Raw genomic sequence first — 22,943 nt, forward strand, 5'->3', positions numbered from 1 at the left:
GGCCAATCGGACGACTGGCCGGACACTATTTTGAAGCTGCATCATAGTAATGACAATATCTGCATTCTTGATCGATGCCGAAATCTGCTTTGAACGGATTGGCTCCGAAGAAGGGTCTTACACAATTTGGACATTTTTTTAGAAAAACAAAATAATACGGAATAAAAAAGCACAGAACCATCACCGACAAGCCGATATAAATTCTGTGTTGTTCTTCTATTATGGGGATCAGACGTGCTTCGAGTTCCCATAATACGGCTATCGACGGTAAGAACAAGAATGCCATCACACGAATATAAATTCTAAGAGCTGCACTTACTTTTGGAACTTTACCCATGATGGACAATCAACGCCTCCCGCTGATTATTCCATTTAACAATATCAAGCGGGGTACACACAGGGTAAACAGGTGAAGTCTCATTTTATCGTTATCTGCAAATAAGTATCTAAAAAACAGAAGTCACCGTTTGTTCGACAAAATAAAAAAGGCGGAAATGAATTCCGCCTTTTTCGTCTAAAATTTCGACTTTAAATTTAAGCTTCTAAGCGATAGCCCAATGAAGGAACTGCCACGATACGACCGCTGAATTTTGCGATTTTACGTTTTAGATAGTTGATTTGCGAGTCAACGTTACGAGAAGTAACATCGGAATCACCCCAGATTTCGCTTAAACATTTCTCGCGAGTTACTAGGTTGTTTTTATCAGCCACCAAAAGTTTCAAGATATCGAACTGTTTTGGCGTCACGCTGACTTCTTCGTTATCGATGAAGATTTGGCGAGATAGCAAATTCATGCGTAGGTTCCCCGCCGTCAACTCTGCAGTAACTTCAGGTTCTTTTTCAGCCAAACGAGCTTTGATTCTTAGGATAAGTTCTTTCACGTGGAAAGGCTTAGAGATGAAATCGTTAGCACCCGTTTCGAAAGCTTTAATTCTTTCGTCGATAGTTGCAGCACCTGATACGAAAATGATCGGTGTATTTTTGATCTCAGCGGCTTCGCGAACTTCGCGGCAAACATCCACACCCAACATACCGGGCATTTTATAATCAAGAAGGATTAGATCAGGTTTTTGCTCATTGATAAGCGCCATCGCAGCCGTGCTGTCTGATGTATATTTGCAATCATATGTGGAGCTGAGAATCTCAGCCAACAACTTGCAGCTTTCTTCATAGTCATCGACGATGACAATTTTCTTAGCGGCCAAGTTTACCCCTACGTTCAAGTTATTTTCGTACATCTGCATATAAACAGAATAACTTTATCGAACAAAAATACAAGTTACCATAAGTCTAGTATTACATGCCCTTAAAAGGAATGCCTTTGACCTGTAAAATTTTTTTGATCGCGTCTCGCTTATCACCTTGAATCTCTACCAATCCGAATTTTTCACCCATTGAGTGGGAGCCACCGACTCCGCACTTTGCTTTGAGTTCTTTGGATAAGCTTTTAAGATACTCTTCATTTCGAGGAAGGCCATCAAGTACTGTGACTGTCTTGCCACCGCGGCCATTTTTCTCGAGCCTAAAGATCACGGTGAACTTTTGGGACGCATCGTCTTCGGGGCGGCAAGTGCATTCACTCTTCAACTGCTTGCAGTTGGAACACACCACGTTATCCTTAGGATCGGTACTATAAACTAAACGAGTATTCTTCATCAAAACTAACCAGAGCTTTCTTCAGTAGAAGGGTTCGGCGTCGGCCCTTCAGCAGTTAGTTTATGCTGAGTGTACTCCTTTCCGTCAAATCTAAAAAGTTGCGGTGTCTCATCCATGATCGTTGCGATGTTCACGGGACGATTCCAAAGCTTATAAACGTTCTTCAAAGTTTCACTCATGAAGTCAGGTTGCATGTCGATGCCTTCATGAAGGTGATTCAACAATAGTTCACCTCTGTTTTCAAAGTTTGCATCTTCAATGCGGATGATTGGCTGCCCAAAGTTGGTCATATGGAACAACAACTGAGACTTAATCGCCTTAAAGTTGCTCTTATCAACTTCAAACTTTTGAGTCTTTTTATTGAACTTATAAACGAAGAGTTTGTTTCTAACGCAGAAATCTTCCGTCAAAAACTGATCGATGAAAGTCACGTCATTGCAAACTTTGCGAACTTCAAAAATCTTATCGCGACCCAACCCTAATTTCTTATCCCAGTGCTTGCGTTCCTTAACGTCATCGCACTCTTCAAACTCGCGACCGAATTGGCCCTTGTTCCAACGCTCTTCAATATCGCGGAACAACTCGATGCCGACTTTATATGGATTATATCCATTCGGAGCCATCGCCATCGTACCAGCATGGTGATCAGCAAAATCTATGATCTCGGAGTCATTTAAGATCTTCGTCGTCATCAATTTCGAATGCCAGTAAGAAGCCCACCCCTCATTCATAGTCTTTGTCATACCTTGAGGAGAGAAATAGTAAGCCTCATCACGAATAATGGTAAGGACATCCACCTGCCAGTCAGCCAGGGGCGCGTGATGAATAAAGAAATTTAAAACATCTTTTTCTGGTTCACGGGGAAAACGTTGCGCTTTTTCCTGCGCTTCTTGCTGAGCTTTTAGTTTCTGTTCTTCGACGAAAGCAGGCGGATTGATATAGTCGCGCATGTATTCGCGCTCCACCTTCAGCAAATAATTTTTTTCCTGTGGTGGCGGTTGTGACTTAGTCACAGACTTTTCCACATAGGGAGAGTAGCGATCAATCAGATTTTCCAGGCTTAAGCAAACGTCGATAAAGTTTTCTACGGTGTCTTGGCCATAACGATCCATATAACGACGAATTCTTGTCGCATGATTCGCCATCTGATCCATCATTTTACGGTTCGTTTTCGAGAACCAAATATTATTCTTAAAGAAATCACAGTGACCATACACGTGAGCCATCACGAGCTTTTGATCCATCATTGCATTACCTTCCATCAGGTATGCGTAACAAGGATCCGTATTGATCACCATTTCATAGATTTTGGAAAGACCGTACTCATAGCTTTTAGAAAGGTGTTCATACTCCATACCGAATTTCCAGTGTGGGTATCTGACGGGAAAACCGCCATAGGCAGCGAACTGAGAGATTTGGTCATAAGTGATCAATTCGAAAATCGTTTCGAAACAATCAAGGCCCGCATCTTTAGCGATCTGGCAAATACGCTTTCGTTCAGCTTCTAATTCGGGAGTTAAATTTGCCATGAATACTCCTATCGGCCTTTGCCGAGGAAATCTTTTATAGAGTCGAGAATCTTGTCTCTGCTTTCAATTTGGCTGAGAGTGATTCTTTCGTCCTCGCCGAATTCCTTTTGTAGGTCCTTTAGAAATTGACCACTGCCGTATTTACTTTCGACTTGGCCATAACCAAAGACATTACAATTTGGCAGGAAGAATTCCTGCAGCATCTTCACACAAAGACGCGTATCCTCGCCGCTCCAGTTATCTCCGTCGCTAAAGTGGAAAGGATAAATGTTCCATTCGTTCGTTGGATAATCAGCTTGAATGATTTCCTGACAAAGCTTGTAGGCGGAACTAATCAAAGTACCACCTGATTCGCTGGTTCTAAAGAAAGTGTCTTCATCAACTTCCTTAGCTGCGGCATCGTGGATAATGAAACGAGTCTCAAGACCCTTATAATGTTTCTTAAGCCATGTATTAATCCAGAAGCTTTCAAGTCTGACGATTTCCTTTTGCTCTTCACCCATCGAACCTGAAACGTCCATCATGTAAATGATGACCGCCTGGGTTTGTGGTTGATTCACCTTTTTAAAGGACTTGTATTTCATATCACGACGGATCGGCAGCACGAGCGGCTCTTCCGCGTTGTAAGTTCCAGAACCAATCTGACGTTTCAGTGCACTTTTATAAGAGGATTTAAAATGACGAAGTCCCTCAGGTCCCACCGGAGCAATACCTGTGAACTTCGTTTTTAAAGAATCGATATTCTTATGACCTTTAGGTTCAATGCGTGGCAATTGCAGCTTCTCGCCCAGGATTTCAGCGAGCTCTTCCATCGAAAGCTCCACTTCCACCATGTGCTCGCCAGGAGCCTCACCCGCTTGACCTTGCCCGCCTTCGCCTGGATCACCTACATCTTGCCCGGGTTGGCCTTCACCTTGACCGACACCACCGGATTGCTTGGGACCATAACGAAAATTAGGAATATCAATACGAGGAAGCGGGATTTTGACGAATTCGTCCTCCCGCTTACCAATCATTTCACCATTGGATACGTACTTGCGAAGGTCTTCTTTGACCCTTCCCTTGACGATATCCCTAAATCGGTTTTGATCTTCCCTTATTGCCATTGTTATCTACTTTTCACATCGCCTCGGGCGAAGATACTTGCCACGTAATGCAGAACATCCGTCGCAGAGATTTCATCGTATCCGAAGTCTTTAATAAGACGTGTTTTGACGATATCAATCTTTTCTTGCGTATCTTTATCAACAGCGTTGCTGACAAGAGTTGTAAGCTTGATCGAGTCTTTTTGATCTTCAAAAAGTTTTAGCTCAATCGCTTTGTGCAAGCGTTCGTTCATCTTAAAGTTAAATTTCTTACCTTCAAGAGCCAAAGCCCCGATGTAATTCATGATCTCACGACGGAAATCATCTTTACGTGACTCTGGGATTTCGATCTTATCTTCGATCGATCTCATCAAACGCTCATCCGGCTCTTCGTCATTCCCAGTGAACTGGTTACGAACGCGTTCCTTTTGAGTATAGGCTTTTACGTTATCAATATAGTTGGAGCACAATCTTGCCATCGCGCTTTCGTCAGCACTGATTGCACGTTGCACTTCAGCCTTAATGATCTCTTCATATTCTTGCATCACGACACCCAAAAGCTCTTTGTATTCAGCTTTTAGTTCTTCGTTTGAAAGAAGCGAGTGACTCTTAAGACCGGATTCCAATTCCTTAAAGACCATGAACGGATTCACAGAACCTTTATTGGATTGCTGAGCGTTCACTAGCGCATTGGAAAGTTTATCTTGGATATAACGAGCCGAAATACCTTCTAAACCTTCGCGCTGAGTTTCTTTACGAAGCTCGCGTACGTTGTCTTCCGTGTAATTCGGAAGCGTTTTACCATTATACAGTTTCAATTTTTGCAAACGAGTGAGGTTTGCTTTCTTCGGTTTTTCCAAGCGAGTGAGGATTGCCCACATCGCCGCCATCTCAACCGTGTGAGGAGCAATGGAAATACCGCGCACTTTTTGGGAGTTGAAATCACGTTTATAGATATTGATCTCATCTCTCCAACGAGTGATGTACGGAATATCGATTTTCACAGTACGGTCACGAAGGGCTTCCATGAATTCGTTGTCTTGCAAACGACGATATTCAGGTTCATTCGTATGCCCGATGATCACTTCATCGATATGTGTCTGAGCGAATTTTTTCGGTTTAACTCTGTGCTCTTGGGACGCACCCAAAAGATCATACAGAAAGGCAACATCAAGTTTTAGAACCTCGACGAATTCAATCATTCCGCGATTGGCAACGTTGAATTCCCCGTCAAAGTTAAACGCGCGTGGATCTGAATCAGAACCGTATTCTGCGATCTTACGATAATTGATATCACCTGTAAGCTCCGTGGAATCCTGATTCTTTTCATCTTTCGGTTGGAAAGTACCAATACCGATACGATCTGCTTCCGAAATAAATAAACGTTTTACACGAACGTGTTTTAGCACGCTCATCAAATCGCCATCGTAGTGCTCCATCAAATGTTTAAAGATAAAGCGAGATGGAGGAGAAAGCTCTCCATCCACGTGAACGCGGAAAGAACCTTCTTGGCCTTTATTGATTTGATCATACAGGGAGGAGCGCATTTCTTCAGGGATCAATAACAAAGGTTCTTCGTTCATTGGCGAGTGGAAGACTTTGACATCTTTCCCCAGCAAACCTTTAAGCTCATTTTTTTCATCAATCCATTCGAAAGTATACAAAGCACCTTGTGGTTGATGAGAGTAGCGTTCCAAACCTTTTTTAAGCATGCGACAAATTGTAGATTTCGCACTTCCCACCGGACCGTGCAAAAGGATCACACGTTTCTCTGTGCCGTAACCCAAAGAGGCGGACTTTAAGATATTCACCAATTTCATCAACTGCACATCTAGCCCGTAGACCGCATCTTTGCCGTTGTTGTACTGATCCGTAAAGAATTTGTATCTGACGACTTCTTTTTTGAAATCGAGATAAGTCTCAGTGCCCTCTTCAACGATCATGTCATACATGCGCTGATAAGCATTTCGAGTGATTTTTGGATTGGCTTTGACGAGATCCAAGTACTCAGAGAAAGTACCGCTCCAATGTTCTTTAGCATTGACGCTGGAGTTCTGCCAGTTGCTGATCAGCGAGTGAAGGTCAATCTTAGAGGACATAATACTCTCCCCGGTGATTTGTGACACACCTACTGACTAAGATTATGCCTCAATACTAGACGGTTAACGAGTTTTTTAATTTATTTGTATTGCCTTGAAACCATCGGGTTGTTTCAGAGTGAACGTCTCAGCTTTGAACTGGACCTCAGTCTGGGGCGGTTTAAACAGCCACTGCATCTCCAATTGCGGGGCCGTAATTACAACTTTCTTTTGTCCTTCAGGAGTACGATCTTTCCATTCAACTCGAATAGAACGCTGCCTATTTTCACACTTCGACAAAACCTTCAAATTGTCCTGCTCGCAGATCCATCCCGGGCCACGTACAGGCTCTTCAAATGCAATGTTCGCCAGATTCATTGGATGCAAACTCAAACCCATTATACGCTCGATAGACTTTTCAGAGTTCTTTCCATAATAGAATTCTTTTTTGGGATAGATGGCATAAGCAATTTCTTTGGGAGACATAACCAACGATGCGACGTTGAAGCCCATCATCGCCGTCACATCCAAACGCACTCTTTGGTTCTTAACCGCCATCAGATCTATAGATACAGTCTGTGTTTTGTTTTCTTTCATGTCGCGAATCATCGCTTTTGTATCCCACTCCGCTTGCTGAAGTGGACCTTCATGTACTTGCTTGCTTGCACAGGCTTTCAGAAAGATCACCGCAATTAAAAGAAAAAGACCCTGCATCAATGATATTAATTGTCGCCAAAGAATTTTCATTCCCTTAGCATATGGAAATGCAATCAGTTAAACAAGCATTCATCATGTTCCGCAGAAATTGGAAAGACAGCCTTCTCTTAGGGGTCCTTGCCACTGTGTTCACCTTCTTTTCTCAAGTGGTTCCCATGATCGGTGCATTGTTGATTGCTGTAGGACTTTTAATATTTCAAGAACTTGCGAATTTGCGATTGCAAAAAGGCCGCTGGGACCGTGATTTCACTCATTTGCAAAAAGACTGGGTGTCCTGGATAATCACCGCCGTGATTTTGATGCCTTCAGGAATTTTGATGGGCTCGGCATTTGGAGTCATCCATAGTCCTCAACCCCTGATTCAATCACTGCCTGCAGGTTTTGGATTGATGGCAATGGGAGTATTCTTTTACTTCATCCTGACTCACGGACTGAATCTGCAACTGGAAACTCATCAAGGAATCGCCAAAGCCTTAGACAGAACAGCCATTGCCTCTGTTAAAAATTTTGGCTCCTACTTTCCGGCAACTCTCGTCATTTCTACTGCACTCGTAATTGCCACCTACATGCGCGGCTATGGATTGATTCTGGCCTTACCTATTATGTTTTTTACTTGTTTCTATCTATATATAGAGATGAAAAACAAGAACGCCTTCGATAAGAAATAAAAAAAAGCCCACTTGTTGAAGTGGGCTTGCGCGAGTTTTCCAGGAATGCTCTCCGACCAAGGAGTTTATTTAGCAGTGTGCTCAGCTGATGTTGTGTTAACAGAAGCCGGCAATCTTGGAGAACCCATTTCTTGTTTTTCAATTGCAGTGATCTTAGCGCGAATTTCTTGAACTTTGCGTTTGTCAGTTTCAAGATCCGCAGCTTTGCGATACATTTTCTTAGCTTTATCAACCATTGATTGCTTGTAGTATGCATCACCCAAGTGCTCAGCAATAACGCTGACTGTACCTTGATATTTATGAGCGGCTTCCAAGAACTTGATTGATTCAACTGTCTTGTTTTGTTTGAACAAAATCCAACCCAAAGTATCCAGAACATAACCGTCTTGAGGTTCTAGTTGCATCGCACGACGAGCTAGCTTTTCAGCATCATCCAAGTTTTGACCCATCTCAGCCCACGTAAATGCCAAGTAATTCATCCCTTGTACGTGATTTGGATCTAGCTCCAACACTTTTTTCATTTCAGAGACAACAATGTCTTTGTTACCCATGCGATCGTTGATAGTACCGAAGTAAAATCTCAACTGAGCATTTTCTGGGAATTTTTCAAGACCTTGCTCTAAAACTTTAGCAGCAGCTTTGAAATCGTTCTTTTCATCCAGCAAAGAAGCATACATCGCGTACACTTGTGGCTGATCAGCACGATCCTTCAAACCTTTAGACACAAGCTCGATCGCTTCATCCAAACGATTCAAACCTTTTAGTAAGTAAGCTGCATGAACAACTGACTCACCATAATAAGTGCTAGATACTGGAATCTTTTTGAATTCACGTACCGCTTTTTCAGACTGGCGTGTTTCTTCGTAAACGGCTGCCAAGTAAAAACGGATCTTGTCTGAATCTGGTGCCTCTTTAAGAATTTGTTCTAACTTATCGATCGCTACGTCATAACGTTTTTGTTCGATCAAAATTAACGCCATTTTCATTTTGATGTTTAATGGCTCCTCAGAGTTTTGCTCTAGCACTTCCAATTGGTCGTATGCCAAATCATACTTACCTTGTTCGATGTAAGTTTGCGCAAGAACATCAGCGATTTTTGGATTTGGCGTATTTTCCTTTTGGAAAGCACGATACATTGCCATCGCTTTTTCTTCTTGTTTTTGTTTTGTGTAAAGCATACCCAAAGTCAAAACACCTTCAGCAAAGTCTGGCTTTAATTTTAAGGCCGTTTTGAAAGAAGCTTCAGCTTGTTTTTGGAATTTAGCTTCTGATTGCTCCATACGTACGCGGCCAATATAGTAATGAGCTAGATACGGCGTTGTGTATTCTGGATTTTTCAACAAAGACTCAAAATATTGTACGGCTTTATCGTATTGCTTTTGCTCAGAATACAAAGCACCAATGTAAAGCGGAGCTTCTGTATTCGCGGGAGAAAGCTTCATGACATATTGGTATTGATCCATCGCTTTTGGATAAAGCTTCATAGAAGAATACAAACCACCCAATAACAAGTGAGCATCGATGTTTTTCGGATCTTTCTTAGTGGCCTCTTCAGCTTGGGACAATGATTCGGAGATCATCCCAAGTTTTAGAAACTCAGCCGCCAGACGCATGTGCACTGTTGGAGAGTTTTGATCATAAACCAAAGTCATTTTGAATGACTCGATAGCTTTATTTGGATTGCCCTCTAAAGCATATGCCTCACCCATCGCGAAAAAATAATCCGCTTGTGTACGCATATACAAAGGATCAAGAGTGGCTTGGCCATCTTTCGAAGTAATTGGGGGAGGCGTCAGAGATGCCGGAGCACGATTATGATCATTGAAAGAGGCTTCGTAGTACGGCGCCTTTTCAGTTTCGTGTGACGTGAATGTCGCGCACGCTGTTAGCGAGAGAAAGAGCGCTGCGAAAATTCCGGTCCTAGTTTGAAGAAGCATTGGATCTCCTTGGTCACTAGGCTGTTCGGTGAGATATGTGAAAACCTTGACGAAGGCTCGCAATAACTTGACCCAAGTACAGGGCCAGAAATTCTAGTTTTGAGACATGCTCAAGACCACTCCCACATCGTCGCCACCAAAAACCGGCTGACCGGAAACTTTTTTGTCTTCGTTTTCCAAATCTTTGCTTTCAACTCTTGCATTCGGCCCTGAGGACCAAACAACGATGCGGATGTTCGAGTTTCTTTCGGCGTTTGGAAGTACGCGGTAGTGGTATGGCTGACCCCACGGGTCAGTTCCCATCGTTCCAGTCGAACGAAGGCTCTCGATCGAGTCTGCCGCAGGGCCGATTGAAGCGGGCAAACGGCCTCCAGAAGTGTCTTTCGGCGCCGCAGAAACCTTTGTCGCCTCGCGATAAATCTGTACAACTTGGTAACCTACCACCTCTGCTTTCTGCAGAGCGGCTTTGGTATCGGCGTCTTGGGCGGACTGGTTCCAGGGGGAGGCAATGATAGTTGCGGAGAAGCCCAGGAGACCTAGCAGAGTCAGAACCCCTGATGACTTAAACTCTTGATTTTTCTCATGTTTCATTAAATTACCACCCGCAACGTATTCGACCTTATTTACGTTTCGGTGGCTTAGGATAAAAACTTTAGACAAAGGTCTAAGAATTTGCGGAAAAAAACAAACAGGGGTTTGGACGGATCCAATTTCCCATTTCGAGGTGTTTTAACGCCTAGAGTCTTTTCTTTTGATTTGAGGACCGCTTGACAAGGCATGGCACCGGGGATAGGTTGCGCCCATCGACCGGGGGATGTGCTGAATACTTTAGCACTTATCTCATGGATATTTTGGGGAAAATTTCAAATTGGGAGGCACTTTTGATCAACCAAAACGAAACAATGACATCTAAGCCAAACTCTAAAGTTAAAATCATCAAGCGTTATCAGAATCGCAAACTTTATGACACACAACAAAGCTGCTACGTGACTTTGGACGATATCGCTAAAATGATTCGTACAAACGAAGAAGTAATGGTTATCGATAATAAATCAAAAAACGATATCACTGCTGCAACTTTGACTCAGATCATCTTTGAAGCTGAAAAGAAAGCATCTCAATACGCTCCTCTTTTCACACTTCGTGAAATCATCCAAAATGGCAACGGCAGCATCTCTGGCTACCTTGCGAAACTTGGTGCATTCCCTCAAGACTACATGACTAAACAACAAGTAAACACAGTTGTTGAAAATGCGTCTGCGGAAATGAAACAAAACTTGGAAAACCGTGTTGCTACTGCTGCAACTCGCTACAACACAGACACTACTGCTAAAGTAGCTGCTGAAAAAGCAACTGTTCTTCCAGGTCTTCAACAAGACGAAGAAACTCCGAATCTTCCGGGTTCTTCACTTGGTTTGAACAACTAATTCTGTCACCACAGAATGTTGATGAAGGGCTCAGCTTACGCTGGGCCTTTTTTTTGCCTATTTTCCAAAAAAATTCCCGCAAAACAGAACGCTTGGAAAATTTCTTTTACCAAGGCGCGATGAGGAAGGCGTACTACCTGTACGCCGACGAGGGAGCAACGCAGGAAAAAGGAATTTGCCAACGTTCCTACTTAAGGGAGCGCCAAACGATAAACTTCTTTTGTCCTGATTTAATTGTGACTGTCTGCCCTTTTAAAGATTCGCCCGTCGGAGTCCCCGACAAATCCAACCCTTCAAGGTTGAATTTGTATTCTCCCGGCTTCAAAGGAATTCGGATCAGCTGAATTGTTTGTGGAAGCATCGACCACTGACGCAAGTCTGCCTGATCAGCGATGTTCAAAGCCAAGAAAGTTAAATCACCCAGTAATTGATTTTTCTGGCGAACTTGATCAGCCAACACCGCCTTGGAGGCAAAGCCCGCAAGTCGTTTTGCGATCAGAATTCCATAATCTTCCTTCAAAGTTTTGATCGCGGCATCTTGTACATCATAAACTGGGTGGCTGACCATGGTTGGTCCACCATCAATCGTTAGACGTGCGATTTTTGTAGAGCTTGGAGTGGGATACATGGCGGGCAAGCGGTATTCATTTTTTGCTGGGAACTTTCTTGGCCCCCAACCTTGTTGGTAAATGATCACAAGTTCACCTAGGGACTTGTTGTACCAATCAGGATTTTCCTTAACTTCAGGAAATTTCTTTTTCCAATCTTGATAAGTATCCATTCGACGAGCGAGTTTTGCCGATCGAATTAAATCTTCCCCGATATGAGAGATCGAGGGATCGAGTTTGTAGGATTCATGATAAGCGATATAGGCGTCATCAAAATCGCGATTCGCTTCCCATGTCAGAGCAGACAAATATTTACTGAAGGGATTCAGTTCAAATTTCTGTTTTTCATCCTGACGGTATTTTTGATATTTTTCATTGATACGACGAGCTTCCACCAACGCATCGTCTAGCTTACCCTGCTCTAAAAAATTCATGGCAAGATAGGCATTGATAAAAATCTTTTCGAAAGTATCGCCTTTGTATTGAACCATTCCTTCGCTTAATGCCAACGATCCAGCGACTCGAGAAATGGATTGGTAATCGATCTGCTCGGAAAGCTTATCTGCGCTCAGAAATGTTTTATTACTTTCACCGATTTTTCCTGAAACTTGCAATGCGGTACCATAATCCAAAAGGTAAACCAATTGGTCGCCGTCATCTTTGTTTGCAAGAGGTTCAAGCACTTTAAGAGCCGCATCGTAATCACGAGCTGCCAAAGACGAACGGGCTTTATCCACCTTCGTCTGATAGGAGGCACAACCTGTCGTTAAGAGAAGAAAAAAAAGACCCACGAAGGCCATGAGTCTTTTTGGGGATTTAATCATTATAGACCGATAGATTTTTTCTTAAATACTTTACGGATTTGCTTTTGGTCAGACCAAGAAATCATGCTTGTTTTCAAATTCGTCAAATTCAATGTCAGTTTATAGTACACAGATTTGTCTTTGCCCACTTCTTGAACGATAGAATCCAAACGGCCGTTGATGATGAAGTCTGCACCAATTTGACCGCCCGGGCCTTTTTTAGTTTCAGCGCTAGTCATACCAGAATTTTGATAATTGTATTCATCAGCGATATCGCCACGTGCTTCTTTATCGATGAACGCGACTTTGCCGGATTTCATAAGTTCAACACGGATCATATCCATGATGCTTTGAGTGTCGATGTGCTCGCTTGTTTTGTTTTGCAAACCAGTGACGATCACCACAGGCATTTTTTTAGACTGAGTGATGGCAGGAGATTGTAGAGAGCTTGCCACTAGATCTTGAACAGCTTTTTGCATATCCGTTTCTGACCATTGATCGTTCAGCAGATTTTCTCTGTTAACGTCATCATACGAACCTTTAGTGAAAGCTTTCGGACCGCAGCTCGCAAGAGCCAACATAGAAACAGTCATTGCACCAATTAGCAAATTCTTGATCATAAATACCCCTTATTCCACCAAGTCTATGCCTATGAATTCCCAGGTGCAAGTCATGCCCGAGCGAGCCAAGACGGGCGTCCAATTTCCGTCCTGATTTGCGCAGTGATTCCTGACTCTAACTGCCTGTGCTTCTTGCAATGGTCTGGAAGAATGACAGAAATTACCAGTAGCGCTGCCGCATTTGAGTCCTTGAAATCACTCATCAATCCTTTTGCTGAAGAGCTGTGGGTCATTGCATTAAATCCCCAACTTCAAGTCATAGCGACGGAAATGATTTTTCGTGGGACTGCGGATCACTGCCCCACACATCCACGCGACATTTTCAGATTTCTGATAATTAAGAACGCCAGTTTTTTTATGATGGCACATAATCATCCCAGCGCCAGTGTACAGCCTTCGGAACAGGATTTAATAACCACACGTAAGATGCATACCTGTGGAAGGATCTTTCAGATCCCGCTGATCGATCACATCATATTTAGTGATGCCGATTATTATAGTATGGCAGACAATGGTTTTTTTAAGACATTAAAGAAATCGGCCCGACTGAATTACTGAACAGCATTTCCATTTGAATTGAAAATATCCATGCTGCCCGGTTGACGATTGATCGGCGTCACCGAACGCACGCGATAATTTTCATCAAGAATAACTTTGTAGCCACCTTTGGCAGCGTTCTCTACAAACTGACGAGCATACTCTTCTTTGTAAGCTTCAGAATATTGAGCGTCTTGTTGAGCGTTGAAAAGCTCTCTTTGAATAACATCGTGGGGATTATTGGAGGTGTTTTCTTTGCGCTCACCCCGCCCCAAAAGTTCCGCAACTTCTGCCGCTTTTGAATCATTTGACAGGTCCAAACCAGAATCTTGAGCATTGTAAGTAGCTTGGGCTTTTGTAGCATTAAAGTTAGAGTTCGCAGCATTTTCAAGTTCAATACGACGACGATCAAATTCCATTTTTTCGTTCGTTACCATCAAATGCTTGTTCACGGACTTCGTAAACTTATCAGTTTTGGCGATCCCTGAACCCTCTGATTTCCCAGAGCCATCGTTCCCCATAGACATCAATACAAGAATTCCTGCTCCTAAAAATAAAAGGATTGCTAGAAGCTTGTTGTTGTCATTCGAGGATTTCTCTTGAGCCATCGCTATTATTATCGGCTAAATGAGACATCTCTTGAAGGAATGCGACCAAAGCTTTAGTACCTTCGACCAAGGGATAAATGAATTCAGCTCTAATATACTGGACGTCAGCCCTGACACTGTCTGCAATTTTCAGTCTTTTGACTAAATTTTAACCACTTCTTAACCTGCCATCTGTCATATATCTGAGCTTCACGGCTATCCTGGCTCGGCACGGTTGGTGAACTAGTGTTCTATGACATTACACCAAATAACTTAACTTCTTTGAAAGGAAGTACTCCCGATGAAAACGATCGCAAAAATCACTGCTCTTATGGCTACTGTTGTTGTTGCAGCTCCAGCATTCGCAGCTACTCAAGCCACGTTGAAACTCACCGGCGCCGTACCAGCAGCTACTTATATCACTATCGCTTCAACAAACGTTGAAACAGGTGCTATCGAGCAAGCTTACACGATCGACTCTACTAAATTGACAACTGCGGGTACTAACCAAGTTGATAACATCGCTTACGTATTTGAAACTTCAAATCGTAAAGCTGGTTACACTGTAACAGCTTCTTCTGCTCACAATGGTAAACTGACTATGGATGATTCAAACGCATCTGATGCAGCTGCGATCAATTATTCTTTGTTGTACAATGGCCAAGAAAAATCATTGTCATCTTCTCAAACAGTGACTGACGTAAGCTCTTTGAGCCAAAAAACAACTGCGACTAAATCAGTTGGTTTGAAAATCACTGGTAACGCCAATGCTCTTGAAGGTACATACAAAGATACAGTTACTTTCACTATCACTGCTAAGTAATTTTGCGATCTCTTAGTCTTTGAAAAAAAAGCCCTTCAGCGTGAAGGGCTTTTTTTATTCTGCAGACTGTACCGTTAAGGTTATTATATCGCTGAAATTTCCAGCCTGGTCTTGGGTGTAATTTCCGATGGTCACAGTAGTCGGAAGAATTTTTCCGCTGGACGGGGAAGATCCTAACTCCCGTTTCACTTGCACGGGGCTGTTGGCAGAAGAGGCTAAATTCACACTCGTTCCCCCAATCGAAATCGAATACGGAATGTAAGACGTGGTCGTTTCGTGTTTCATTCGGCCGTTGTTTTGAGACGAAGCGTATAAGACATATCCTGCGTTGTATTTTACTATCACATCACAACTGCGCGCTGTACCCACCGCAAGCTCACCGAAATCTAAAGTCTCTGTTACGTCAGCAATGTTAAACGAACCACCAGACGGGACGACCGAAACGTCGGCTCGCTTTGGCGCATTCATATAAAAAGCTAGTTGCACCGATGAAACATACTGATAGCTAGATAAGGTTCCTCGGTATAAAGTGGCGGTGATCCATTCGGAATATGTGCCCTGTTGTCTCCAGGGAGAAGACATATCCACTGTCACCCAGTAGGGGACCGTAACCTGCGTGTCACTGCCGGCCTTGTCGGGCAAACTTCCATTCAGAACGTCGTTGTAGTCGTTAACCTGTGGGAAGTTTTTTAGGACCTGGGTATTGCCTGAATCCTTGTACATATTAAATGGCCAAGCATAAACCAACCCATACTTCAAAGACCTAGAAGCATAGTTAGCAGATAATCCGTAATCAAAGGTTATAAAGAAGCTGCAGCCCTTGACCCGCGTGTCTGCTTTGACGATTAAATTCGAAGTGATGTTGGGATTTATCGTCAGATCAAATGCCGTTTGCTGTGCTTGAAGCTGCATTTGTCGGCAATCGTCGTTATCAGCGTGTGCCATGGATGCTAATAATAAAATCCCGAGGGCAAGCTTTATCATCGCGCCTCCTTGGTGACGACAATGTCACCTACGTTCACAGAGTTACTTGGATCATCGGTAACCATGATTTCGAAACCTGATAGGTCTGGACGATCCGTCATGACTTTATATTTACCAGGAGCCAGACCTTCGATTACAAACTGACCGTTGCGGTTCGTAAAGAACGTATTGTCTACAAGCTGGCCTTGTTCATTGACTACATCCCCTGCAACCAGTGCTAGCGGTGATTGATCGTTCATGATCAAACGACCCTTCACCATGACTTTACGGTTCATCGTAGTCTCAATTAAGATACCGCTTTTATATGTCGGCATAGCACCATAGTACTCTTTATCCAATAGGTAGCCCGTTGGCAGAGAGGTCGAATCCAGATTAACCATATAGCGATAGTACGACGTGCGATCTTTTAAGACGGCGCTGCTGCGAGGTCCAAGCTGAGCTTCACCCTTTGTGCCCATGGGATTTATCAACATTTCGCTGCCCTTTGGAAAGTTGTCGGAGGCGATCAAGATGAATGAATCCGTGATGGGCTGAGAAAAAGCTCCCCGGTTTCCAACCCAAGCAAAGGCTGTAGAAATCCCGACCGTCGTAGTATTTATACTTTGTCCATTGGTAGAGGTCGAGAATTGATCCAAGCGATAGCTGGCAGGCTGAGTCAAGTATTCCGCGTACAGAGTGCCATTGGTACTGTCATTCAGACGTTGTATAGATGCTGAAGCCCTGACATCGTCATAGTTATAAAAATTATTACGATTTACCGTTGCCGTCGTGCTTTTCGTTAAGGTCTCATGATAGGCACTGACACTGTAACGTCCCGCCGGCTCAGACCAAAAATAGCTTATCAATCCGCGATCTTCTTGATGATCTGAAACTTCGCGCACTATAGAAAACTCGATACGGTTGGAAATATTAATCGGGTAACTTAAATTCGTCCGATAAAATCTGCGATCAGGTGACCCAGCAGGCACGGCTTCATAACTTCCACCGACACCCCAAATCCCGCCAAGTCCGAATGCTGTTGAAAGCTGCAGATCATAGCGTCTTAGAATATTTGCCTGTAGTACATCAATGGCGACAGGTTGCTGGAATTCAGGATCACGCACTTGAACTTCGGCAGCAGCGACAAAAGGAACGTTATAACCGTACATGCGATCTAAACTTCTGTATGTTAAACGATTTCCCCAACCACCTAAGCCATTCGCAGTCCCGTAGGCAGAATCCAAAGACAGCAAACCCCATTCAGCAATCTGAGTGTATTCAATTCCAGGCATGGTTTTATCTAGGTAGTTTTGAAAATTCACTCCCAATGTTATTTTGTCAGTCACGCCCCACCGATGGAATAAGGAAGAAAATATTCCCTCATTAGAATAGTTGCGATCGCCCTGCGACTGCCCCCACGGACTACCAAAGTTATAAGAGAATTCTTGGGTGCCTTCATTCAAGACTGAATTTTCAAACAACAGAGAAAAATCATAGGTCTCTTCCTGTCCCAAATCATCTCGTACTTTGATTCTGACATCACTTAGTCCAATTGCCGTTGGGAAATCACGCACATTGAACCTGCCGGGTCCCAAACGTTGTTGGCTTGTCAGAAGTCCATTCACATACACTTCAACAAGGGATGGCCTTTTTATTTCAATTTCGGTTCGACTGATGGGGCGAAGAGTTCGATACGGTTGAATAGAAAATTCGCGGCTGAAAGATAAACCACCCAAAGAGGGTGCCGCCTGAAACCCGCGTGAATACGTGGATAGATCGCCCAGCGTGTAGCGAATCATATTCGTTTCATCATCCGTTCTTATCCGCGTGTCTTGACGATTCCAAGAATAGTCAGCGTGCTCCTGATATTCAGTGCCCGCTTCTAAAACAAAGCCTTGAACATTTTCAACCAAATCAAAACGTCCCACCAAGGGCAGTTTTCCGCCTGCAATACTCTCACCATGCTGATACGGTTGGCTTGCACGGAAGTTCAAATAACCGCTATGAGCATCAGGTCGATAGTATCTGTTTTCATCCACCTCGATATAGGTAACACTGAGGTCTTTGGCTTTTCGATAATTTAACGGGATATTTAAAACCAATTCTAGATTGGCCTCATTCCAGACGGGCTTTAAACCGGCGGCATCCAAATTTGCCAAACTTAGAACGCCCTTAGGTTGAACAAGAGATTTGACGATTTTAAAATTTCCATCCTTAAGGGTTCTTTTTAGAGCGTCTAATAAAGGACCCGCCTCAACCATAAATTCTTTGTGGGAATCTCTGGGGAAAACCCATACCTGAACCATCTCACGGCTGTCCAAAATCACGGGTGCCATTAAGTAAGGTTTTGGCAAATCAGGGCGCACCCCTGCTGCAGAGGCTAGTGCCGAAACAAATAAGATAACTGCCGCCAGTAGCGATCTCAATCAGCGGACTCCGCAAACTCGATAGCGACTGTGGCGTCATGACCCTTAAGAGCTTTTGTCAGAGGAACTGCAACAGTCTTTTGTGTTTTCGCAAGAAAGTTCGTGCCTTCAATCCCTTGAGGTTTGGACACCTCTTCAACGACTTTTCCTTTTTCTGAAACTTTAAAAGATTTTACATAAACGATTTTGTGCGCATTTCCATCATTTGAAAGAGTCACAGAAATGTTTTTCGGGGATGTTACTTTCACCTCTTTGACCTTCACATCCGGGGTTGCATCCTTGGGGGTCACGTAAGCCGAGGCCACATATTGCAACATGAACGTAACATTGGCTCCGGTTTTCTTGGCAGCCTTTGCATTTGTTTCTTTCAACTCCACTGGAAGCTGAGTGGCAATAATTCTATAAGATTTTTCCTCTTTAGGAGATTTACCAGTAAAGGTAATTCGCACGTTTCTTTTTTCACGAGGAAGTAGCACGACTTGTTCTGGATAGATCGTGAAATCCGTGGTCTTTTCCCGCTTTTCCGTTCCTGATTTTTCATCGCGAGTCACCACTTCGACCTGAACAGGAATTTTGTCGTTGGAAGGGTTATCCAATGTCACAACTTGGGTCGCAAGTTTTCCCGAAGGCGCAAAGTTCACCACCATCGGATCTAAGCGGAAAGCGAATACTGGAAAGGAAAAAAGGACTGTGGAGATTGCTGCAAAGAACTTCATGTTTCCATGATAGTCTTAGCAATTTTACGGAGCAATAATAGTAACCGTCGAAGCAGGAAATCTGCTAACAGTCTGGACCTTAATGGATTGAGAGCCCTTGTTCACTGCCACGATTTTTTTGGTCACAGGGTCTTGCGTAACGGAGACGTTCGCACGCAATGGCACATAAGCCACCAATTGCAGTGAGGCACTCTCGTTAGCCATCGCTACCGAAGAGATCAGAATTGAGACAGTGATAAGGCTTTTGATAAAGGCCGACATAAGATAAGAATCGGCCAACCAGGACTAAAGCTTTAGGACGTTAGTTGTGTATTTTTCTCTTGTACGGGAGGGTATACCGGCAGAATCACGATAAACTCAGTCCCTACACCCACTTCAGACCTAACCTGGACCTCACCACCGTGATTTTGCACGATTCCATAAGAGATGCTCAAGCCCAATCCAGTTCCTTGTCCCACGCCTTTGGTCGTGAAAAAAGGATCAAAAATTTTATCAATGGTCTCAGCACTCATGCCTTTTCCACTGTCTTGAATTGAGATCTGCACCCACCCCGATTTGTTTTTGCTGTCTTTAGCTTTGTAGTCTTTTAAGGGCATTGTCGATATCCATACGTGTCCAGGACCATCGATCGCTTGCACGGCATTTGACAAAATGTTCATGAAGACTTGATTGATCTGACTAGCATAACAATGAATATGGGGTGTCGGCTCGTACTGACGATGAATTTCCACGCGCCCCTTGATCTCCCCTTGAAGAAGATTCAAAGTCGTATCCAAACTTTGATGTAAATCGATCTCTTGCAGTTTCGCTTCTTCTAAGCGAGAGAAATTACGCAGCCCTAGGACAATATCACGCGTACGGCGTGCGCCATCCTGACAAGATGAAATAAGCTTAGGCATGTCTTTCACGATGTAATCAAACTCGTACTCTTCCTTAAGATCAGGAAGTTTTGTGACGTCTTTCTCTGCGGTTTCGACAAGTTTGATGAGCTTATCGCCATAATCCCGTAGATAAGTCATATTCGAGTAAATAAAACCAATTGGATTATTTAACTCATGTGCAACACCAGCAACCAATTGACCAAGGCTTACCATCTTTGCAGAGTGAACTAATTTTGTTTGAGTGTCTTTCAGTTCGCGATTGGCAGATTCAAGCTCAGTGATTTTTTTCCTAAGATCAGAACGAGCCGTCCAAATCTTCTTACTCATCTCGTTGAAACTCTCTGTCAATAGACCAATCTCGGTGTCATTCTTAACCGGAATTGTGACAGCTTGTTCTTGAGACTCGAAAGATTGAAGAGCATCTACCAGATCATATAGCGGCTTTAGAACCCAACTTGATGTTACCAGAATCGTTAAAATCAATAACATCACAACAGCGCCTACCACCGTCATAAAAGCGATGTTGACGTTGCGAAGGACCGCCGCTGATTCACTTTTAGAAGCACCCAGTGCCATATAGAATTTTGAAATGCCCCAATCAATAGGATAAACCAAAAATCCATAAGGATTTCCACGCACATTTAAATCAAAGAAAAGATCTTTTTGAGGATGGAAATAATCTTTAAAGAAACCTTTTTTATAAAGATAGAAATCCGGATGGCTTGCTGCCACCATGTCACCGTTGTCTTTGAAAAGGATCAACTCTACTTTAAGTCGATTTTTAATTTTCGTGAGATAAGCCTGATTAACATCAATGACTTGCTCCATGTAACCGATCAATCGCCCCGCACCATTATTTACCTGGGTAATAACGATCAAATTCAATTTGCGAGCATCACTATATTCAGCAACACCGACCTCTTGCTTTTCCTTAACTTCAGCCATGTATTTCGCTGACAGAAAGACCGCGTCTTGTCCTGGCATAAAGCTGCGAACAACACCCTTGTCGTCTTTGAAGACCGATGCAAGCATACGGCCTTCTCGATTAAAGAACGTCAAACTAGAAGTGTCATCTGTTCTAATCCATGTGTTTGCAACGCTGCGAACTGTGGCACCGTCACCCATGGATAAGTGGTAAGTAAGACTTGGATCACGCAGATAACGTTCGCGACGTTGTTGCAAAGTCGTGCGGTAGTCATTCAGCATGATTTCTACTTCACGTGCATTTCCTGTCAAACGCTGAGTCAACTCATGGTCGATGGCCCGTTCGTATTTTTTCATCGAGTAAATCGTTACGAAGGCCAAGGGGACGACAGAAAATAAAAGAGACCATACGATTAAAATCGTACGTAGGGATCTCTTAGGTTTCCGTCTTAAGGTTTTCACTTTTTATCTTCATCCACTGTGATAATTAGACGGATAATTCCGTCAGGCATCATGCGGGGATGCTTTTCCTTGCTCAAATGAACTTTTCCGTAAGTGCCAAGGAATGTGTTGAGGTCTTGGTATTTCGCTTCAGGCAACGTAAAGTGATAATAAGTTGAAGTCGGAGATTTCTGCCAACCTAACTCCACTTCACCGGCTTTACGACCACCGAACTCTTTGATTTTTTCTGTAATCTTAGGCCCCACCACAGATAAGTTCGTCACCGCAATTTCACCACGGTATAAAAATCCACCCGATGCCACTGCATCAGATTCTTCATCTTTTTCAGCCACTTCGGTTTTTGCTGGTTTCGTGGCTGCAGCAGTCGCAGCCGCCACTGTTGCCGCTGGTGTCGGCGAAGGCACTGCAGGAGTCGCTGTTGGTGAAATCGCTGTGGCAGCGACTGTCGCCGCTGGCGTTGCTTTCACCTCAGCCGTCGGTAATGGTTTAGGAGTTTGAAGTGGCTTTTCAGTTTTAGGCTCTTCATCTTGGAACTGAGGTTTTTCTTCGACCTGGGCAACCTTTTCAGTTTTAGTAACTTCAGCAAGAACCACTTCTTTGGTGTTTCCGCTCATGCCGATTTGCAAAACTTTTTGCCATGGAGCAACCGTCAGCAATGTCACGATAACCGCAACAACCACGAGAGCTTCAAGCCCCCATTTCAGTCCCTGAGGCCAACGATCAAAATTTGATTTTTGCATTAGAACCGTCAGATAAGTCGACGGGGTATTAATCTGTTCAATGATCGGTTGAGAAACAATGGTGTTAGCCAATTGTTTTGCGTAAGCTTCGCCATTTTGGATTTTATTTAAATCTAATTGGGCATCACGGGAAAACTTTACGTGATCTTCCACCGCTGACTTTCTTTCATCATCGAGCATGCCCGACAAATAATCGTAAAGTAGCTCATGGCCAATAAAGGGAGACATCTCCCTTTTGCCTTTTTTAGATAGAGGAATCTTATCGCCCGGCTGTGCCATGCTTTAACTTACCCACACCTTGAGTCATTGTGCCTAGCTTTCTAAGGGCTCGGCCCAAACGATAGCGAATCGTGCCTTGAGTAATACCCAAGCCTTCAGAGATATCGTTATCTTCAACATTTAGAATTTTTGACCAAATAACGGTTAACAACTCGTCTTCAGAAGCTGTTTTTTGAAACTCGCGCCAGGGACCCAAATCAACACCCTCTGGGATCAGCCAGCCGGATTCTACAGAGGTGTTTGGACGGCCACGAGTCACTCGCACTTTGTATTTGTCCCAAGTGATCTTGGTTGCCGCGACAAGGGCAACAGGAGTGGAAAGTTCAGGATTACGGTGCTTTTTATCTCGACAAAGGGCTAGTGCCTGTGTCGAAGCCTCGATCGCCCTTCTGTCATCTAGTAAAGCAAAATAGAAAAACAAGGCGATCGATTGAATGTCGGCTTCGGTCATGCACTTCCTATAAGAGTAGAGTGAC

Annotated in this window: 23 protein-coding genes; 4 read left to right on the forward strand and 19 right to left on the reverse strand. The window is 43.5% G+C overall.

Annotated features, from left to right (window positions below; translation table 11 throughout):
* Positions 1-25: 25 nt before the first annotated feature.
* The 7 genes from B9G69_RS07190 to B9G69_RS07220 form a co-directional block, all read right to left on the reverse strand.
* Complete coding sequence (locus B9G69_RS07190; RefSeq protein WP_141096946.1) at positions 26-346, reverse strand: hypothetical protein; 321 nt, start codon at positions 344-346, stop codon at positions 26-28.
* Between the two features lie 188 nt (positions 347-534).
* Positions 535-1,245 carry a response regulator transcription factor gene (locus tag B9G69_RS07195; RefSeq protein ID WP_088616183.1) on the reverse strand — a complete coding sequence of 237 codons (711 nt, stop codon included), beginning with the start codon at positions 1,243-1,245 and terminating at the stop codon, positions 535-537.
* 52 nt (positions 1,246-1,297) lie between these two features.
* A complete protein-coding gene (locus B9G69_RS07200; RefSeq protein ID WP_088616182.1) occupies positions 1,298-1,657 on the reverse strand; it encodes a translation initiation factor in 360 nt (119 codons plus the stop codon).
* Positions 1,658-1,662: 5 nt separating this feature from the next.
* Positions 1,663-3,186, reverse strand: coding sequence for a SpoVR family protein (locus B9G69_RS07205; protein WP_088616181.1), 1,524 nt, complete (start codon positions 3,184-3,186; stop codon positions 1,663-1,665).
* An 8-nt stretch (positions 3,187-3,194) separates the two neighbouring features.
* The gene (locus B9G69_RS07210) at positions 3,195-4,292 is read right to left on the reverse strand and encodes a DUF444 family protein (RefSeq protein WP_088616180.1); all 1,098 of its coding nucleotides are present in this window, start codon (positions 4,290-4,292) and stop codon (positions 3,195-3,197) included.
* 2 nt (positions 4,293-4,294) lie between these two features.
* The gene (locus B9G69_RS07215) at positions 4,295-6,370 is read right to left on the reverse strand and encodes a PrkA family serine protein kinase (protein ID WP_088616179.1); all 2,076 of its coding nucleotides are present in this window, start codon (positions 6,368-6,370) and stop codon (positions 4,295-4,297) included.
* A gap of 75 nt (positions 6,371-6,445) precedes the next feature.
* Entirely contained in the window at positions 6,446-7,096 is a 651-nt protein-coding gene (locus B9G69_RS07220) for a hypothetical protein (RefSeq protein ID WP_254916948.1), read from the reverse strand.
* Between the two features lie 17 nt (positions 7,097-7,113).
* Between B9G69_RS07220 and B9G69_RS07225 the strand changes: the two genes are divergently transcribed.
* Positions 7,114-7,734: a hypothetical protein gene (locus B9G69_RS07225; RefSeq protein ID WP_141096945.1), complete on the forward strand. Its 621-nt coding sequence runs from the start codon at positions 7,114-7,116 to the stop codon at positions 7,732-7,734.
* Between the two features lie 65 nt (positions 7,735-7,799).
* Here B9G69_RS07225 and B9G69_RS07230 read toward each other — a convergent pair whose 3' ends face one another.
* A complete protein-coding gene (locus tag B9G69_RS07230; RefSeq protein WP_088616176.1) occupies positions 7,800-9,671 on the reverse strand; it encodes a tetratricopeptide repeat protein in 1,872 nt (623 codons plus the stop codon).
* Between the two features lie 93 nt (positions 9,672-9,764).
* Positions 9,765-10,331: a hypothetical protein gene (locus B9G69_RS07235; protein WP_254916947.1), complete on the reverse strand. Its 567-nt coding sequence runs from the start codon at positions 10,329-10,331 to the stop codon at positions 9,765-9,767.
* Between the two features lie 221 nt (positions 10,332-10,552).
* Between B9G69_RS07235 and B9G69_RS07240 the strand changes: the two genes are divergently transcribed.
* A complete protein-coding gene (locus B9G69_RS07240) occupies positions 10,553-11,098 on the forward strand; it encodes a polyhydroxyalkanoate synthesis regulator DNA-binding domain-containing protein (protein ID WP_088617236.1) in 546 nt (181 codons plus the stop codon).
* 187 nt (positions 11,099-11,285) lie between these two features.
* On the opposite strand, the gene B9G69_RS07245 is transcribed toward B9G69_RS07240, so the two are convergent.
* Positions 11,286-12,530 carry a COG3014 family protein gene (locus B9G69_RS07245; protein WP_088616174.1) on the reverse strand — a complete coding sequence of 415 codons (1,245 nt, stop codon included), beginning with the start codon at positions 12,528-12,530 and terminating at the stop codon, positions 11,286-11,288.
* A complete protein-coding gene (lpoB, locus tag B9G69_RS07250; RefSeq protein WP_088616173.1) occupies positions 12,530-13,129 on the reverse strand; it encodes a penicillin-binding protein activator LpoB in 600 nt (199 codons plus the stop codon). Before lpoB ends, B9G69_RS07245 begins: the two co-directional genes overlap by 1 nt.
* A gap of 150 nt (positions 13,130-13,279) precedes the next feature.
* Here lpoB and B9G69_RS07255 point away from each other — a divergent pair, with 150 nt between their 5' ends.
* Positions 13,280-13,687: a JAB domain-containing protein gene (locus B9G69_RS07255; protein WP_254916946.1), complete on the forward strand. Its 408-nt coding sequence runs from the start codon at positions 13,280-13,282 to the stop codon at positions 13,685-13,687.
* Here the strand turns inward: B9G69_RS07255 and B9G69_RS07260 are convergent.
* Positions 13,681-14,274 carry a hypothetical protein gene (locus B9G69_RS07260; protein WP_088616172.1) on the reverse strand — a complete coding sequence of 198 codons (594 nt, stop codon included), beginning with the start codon at positions 14,272-14,274 and terminating at the stop codon, positions 13,681-13,683. The two genes, B9G69_RS07255 and B9G69_RS07260, sit on opposite strands and share 7 nt — an antisense overlap.
* Before the next feature lie 280 nt (positions 14,275-14,554).
* Between B9G69_RS07260 and B9G69_RS07265 the strand changes: the two genes are divergently transcribed.
* Positions 14,555-15,076, forward strand: a complete 522-nt coding sequence (locus B9G69_RS07265; RefSeq protein WP_088616171.1) for a hypothetical protein — start codon at positions 14,555-14,557, stop codon at positions 15,074-15,076.
* A 54-nt stretch (positions 15,077-15,130) separates the two neighbouring features.
* Here the strand turns inward: B9G69_RS07265 and B9G69_RS07270 are convergent, their stop codons facing one another.
* The 7 genes from B9G69_RS07270 to B9G69_RS07300 form a co-directional block, all read right to left on the reverse strand.
* Positions 15,131-16,060 (reverse strand): hypothetical protein, encoded by a 930-nt coding sequence (locus B9G69_RS07270; RefSeq protein WP_088616170.1) that lies wholly within the window; start codon positions 16,058-16,060, stop codon positions 15,131-15,133.
* Positions 16,057-18,465: a fimbria/pilus outer membrane usher protein gene (locus B9G69_RS07275; RefSeq protein ID WP_088616169.1), complete on the reverse strand. Its 2,409-nt coding sequence runs from the start codon at positions 18,463-18,465 to the stop codon at positions 16,057-16,059. Before B9G69_RS07275 ends, B9G69_RS07270 begins: the two co-directional genes overlap by 4 nt.
* On the reverse strand, positions 18,462-19,181 hold the full coding sequence (locus tag B9G69_RS07280; protein WP_088616168.1) for a molecular chaperone: 720 nt from the start codon (positions 19,179-19,181) through the stop codon (positions 18,462-18,464). Before B9G69_RS07280 ends, B9G69_RS07275 begins: the two co-directional genes overlap by 4 nt.
* Positions 19,182-19,205: 24 nt before the next feature.
* Entirely contained in the window at positions 19,206-19,442 is a 237-nt protein-coding gene (locus B9G69_RS07285) for a hypothetical protein (RefSeq protein WP_088616167.1), read from the reverse strand.
* A gap of 32 nt (positions 19,443-19,474) precedes the next feature.
* Complete coding sequence (locus tag B9G69_RS07290) at positions 19,475-21,343, reverse strand: ATP-binding protein (protein WP_254916945.1); 1,869 nt, start codon at positions 21,341-21,343, stop codon at positions 19,475-19,477.
* 101 nt (positions 21,344-21,444) lie between these two features.
* Entirely contained in the window at positions 21,445-22,416 is a 972-nt protein-coding gene (locus tag B9G69_RS07295) for a hypothetical protein (protein WP_265438021.1), read from the reverse strand.
* Between the two features lie 31 nt (positions 22,417-22,447).
* Positions 22,448-22,918: a hypothetical protein gene (locus tag B9G69_RS07300; protein ID WP_088616164.1), complete on the reverse strand. Its 471-nt coding sequence runs from the start codon at positions 22,916-22,918 to the stop codon at positions 22,448-22,450.
* Positions 22,919-22,943 lie beyond the last annotated feature (25 nt).

The organism is Bdellovibrio sp. SKB1291214 (assembly GCF_002209355.2).
Taxonomy (GTDB): domain Bacteria; phylum Bdellovibrionota; class Bdellovibrionia; order Bdellovibrionales; family Bdellovibrionaceae; genus Bdellovibrio.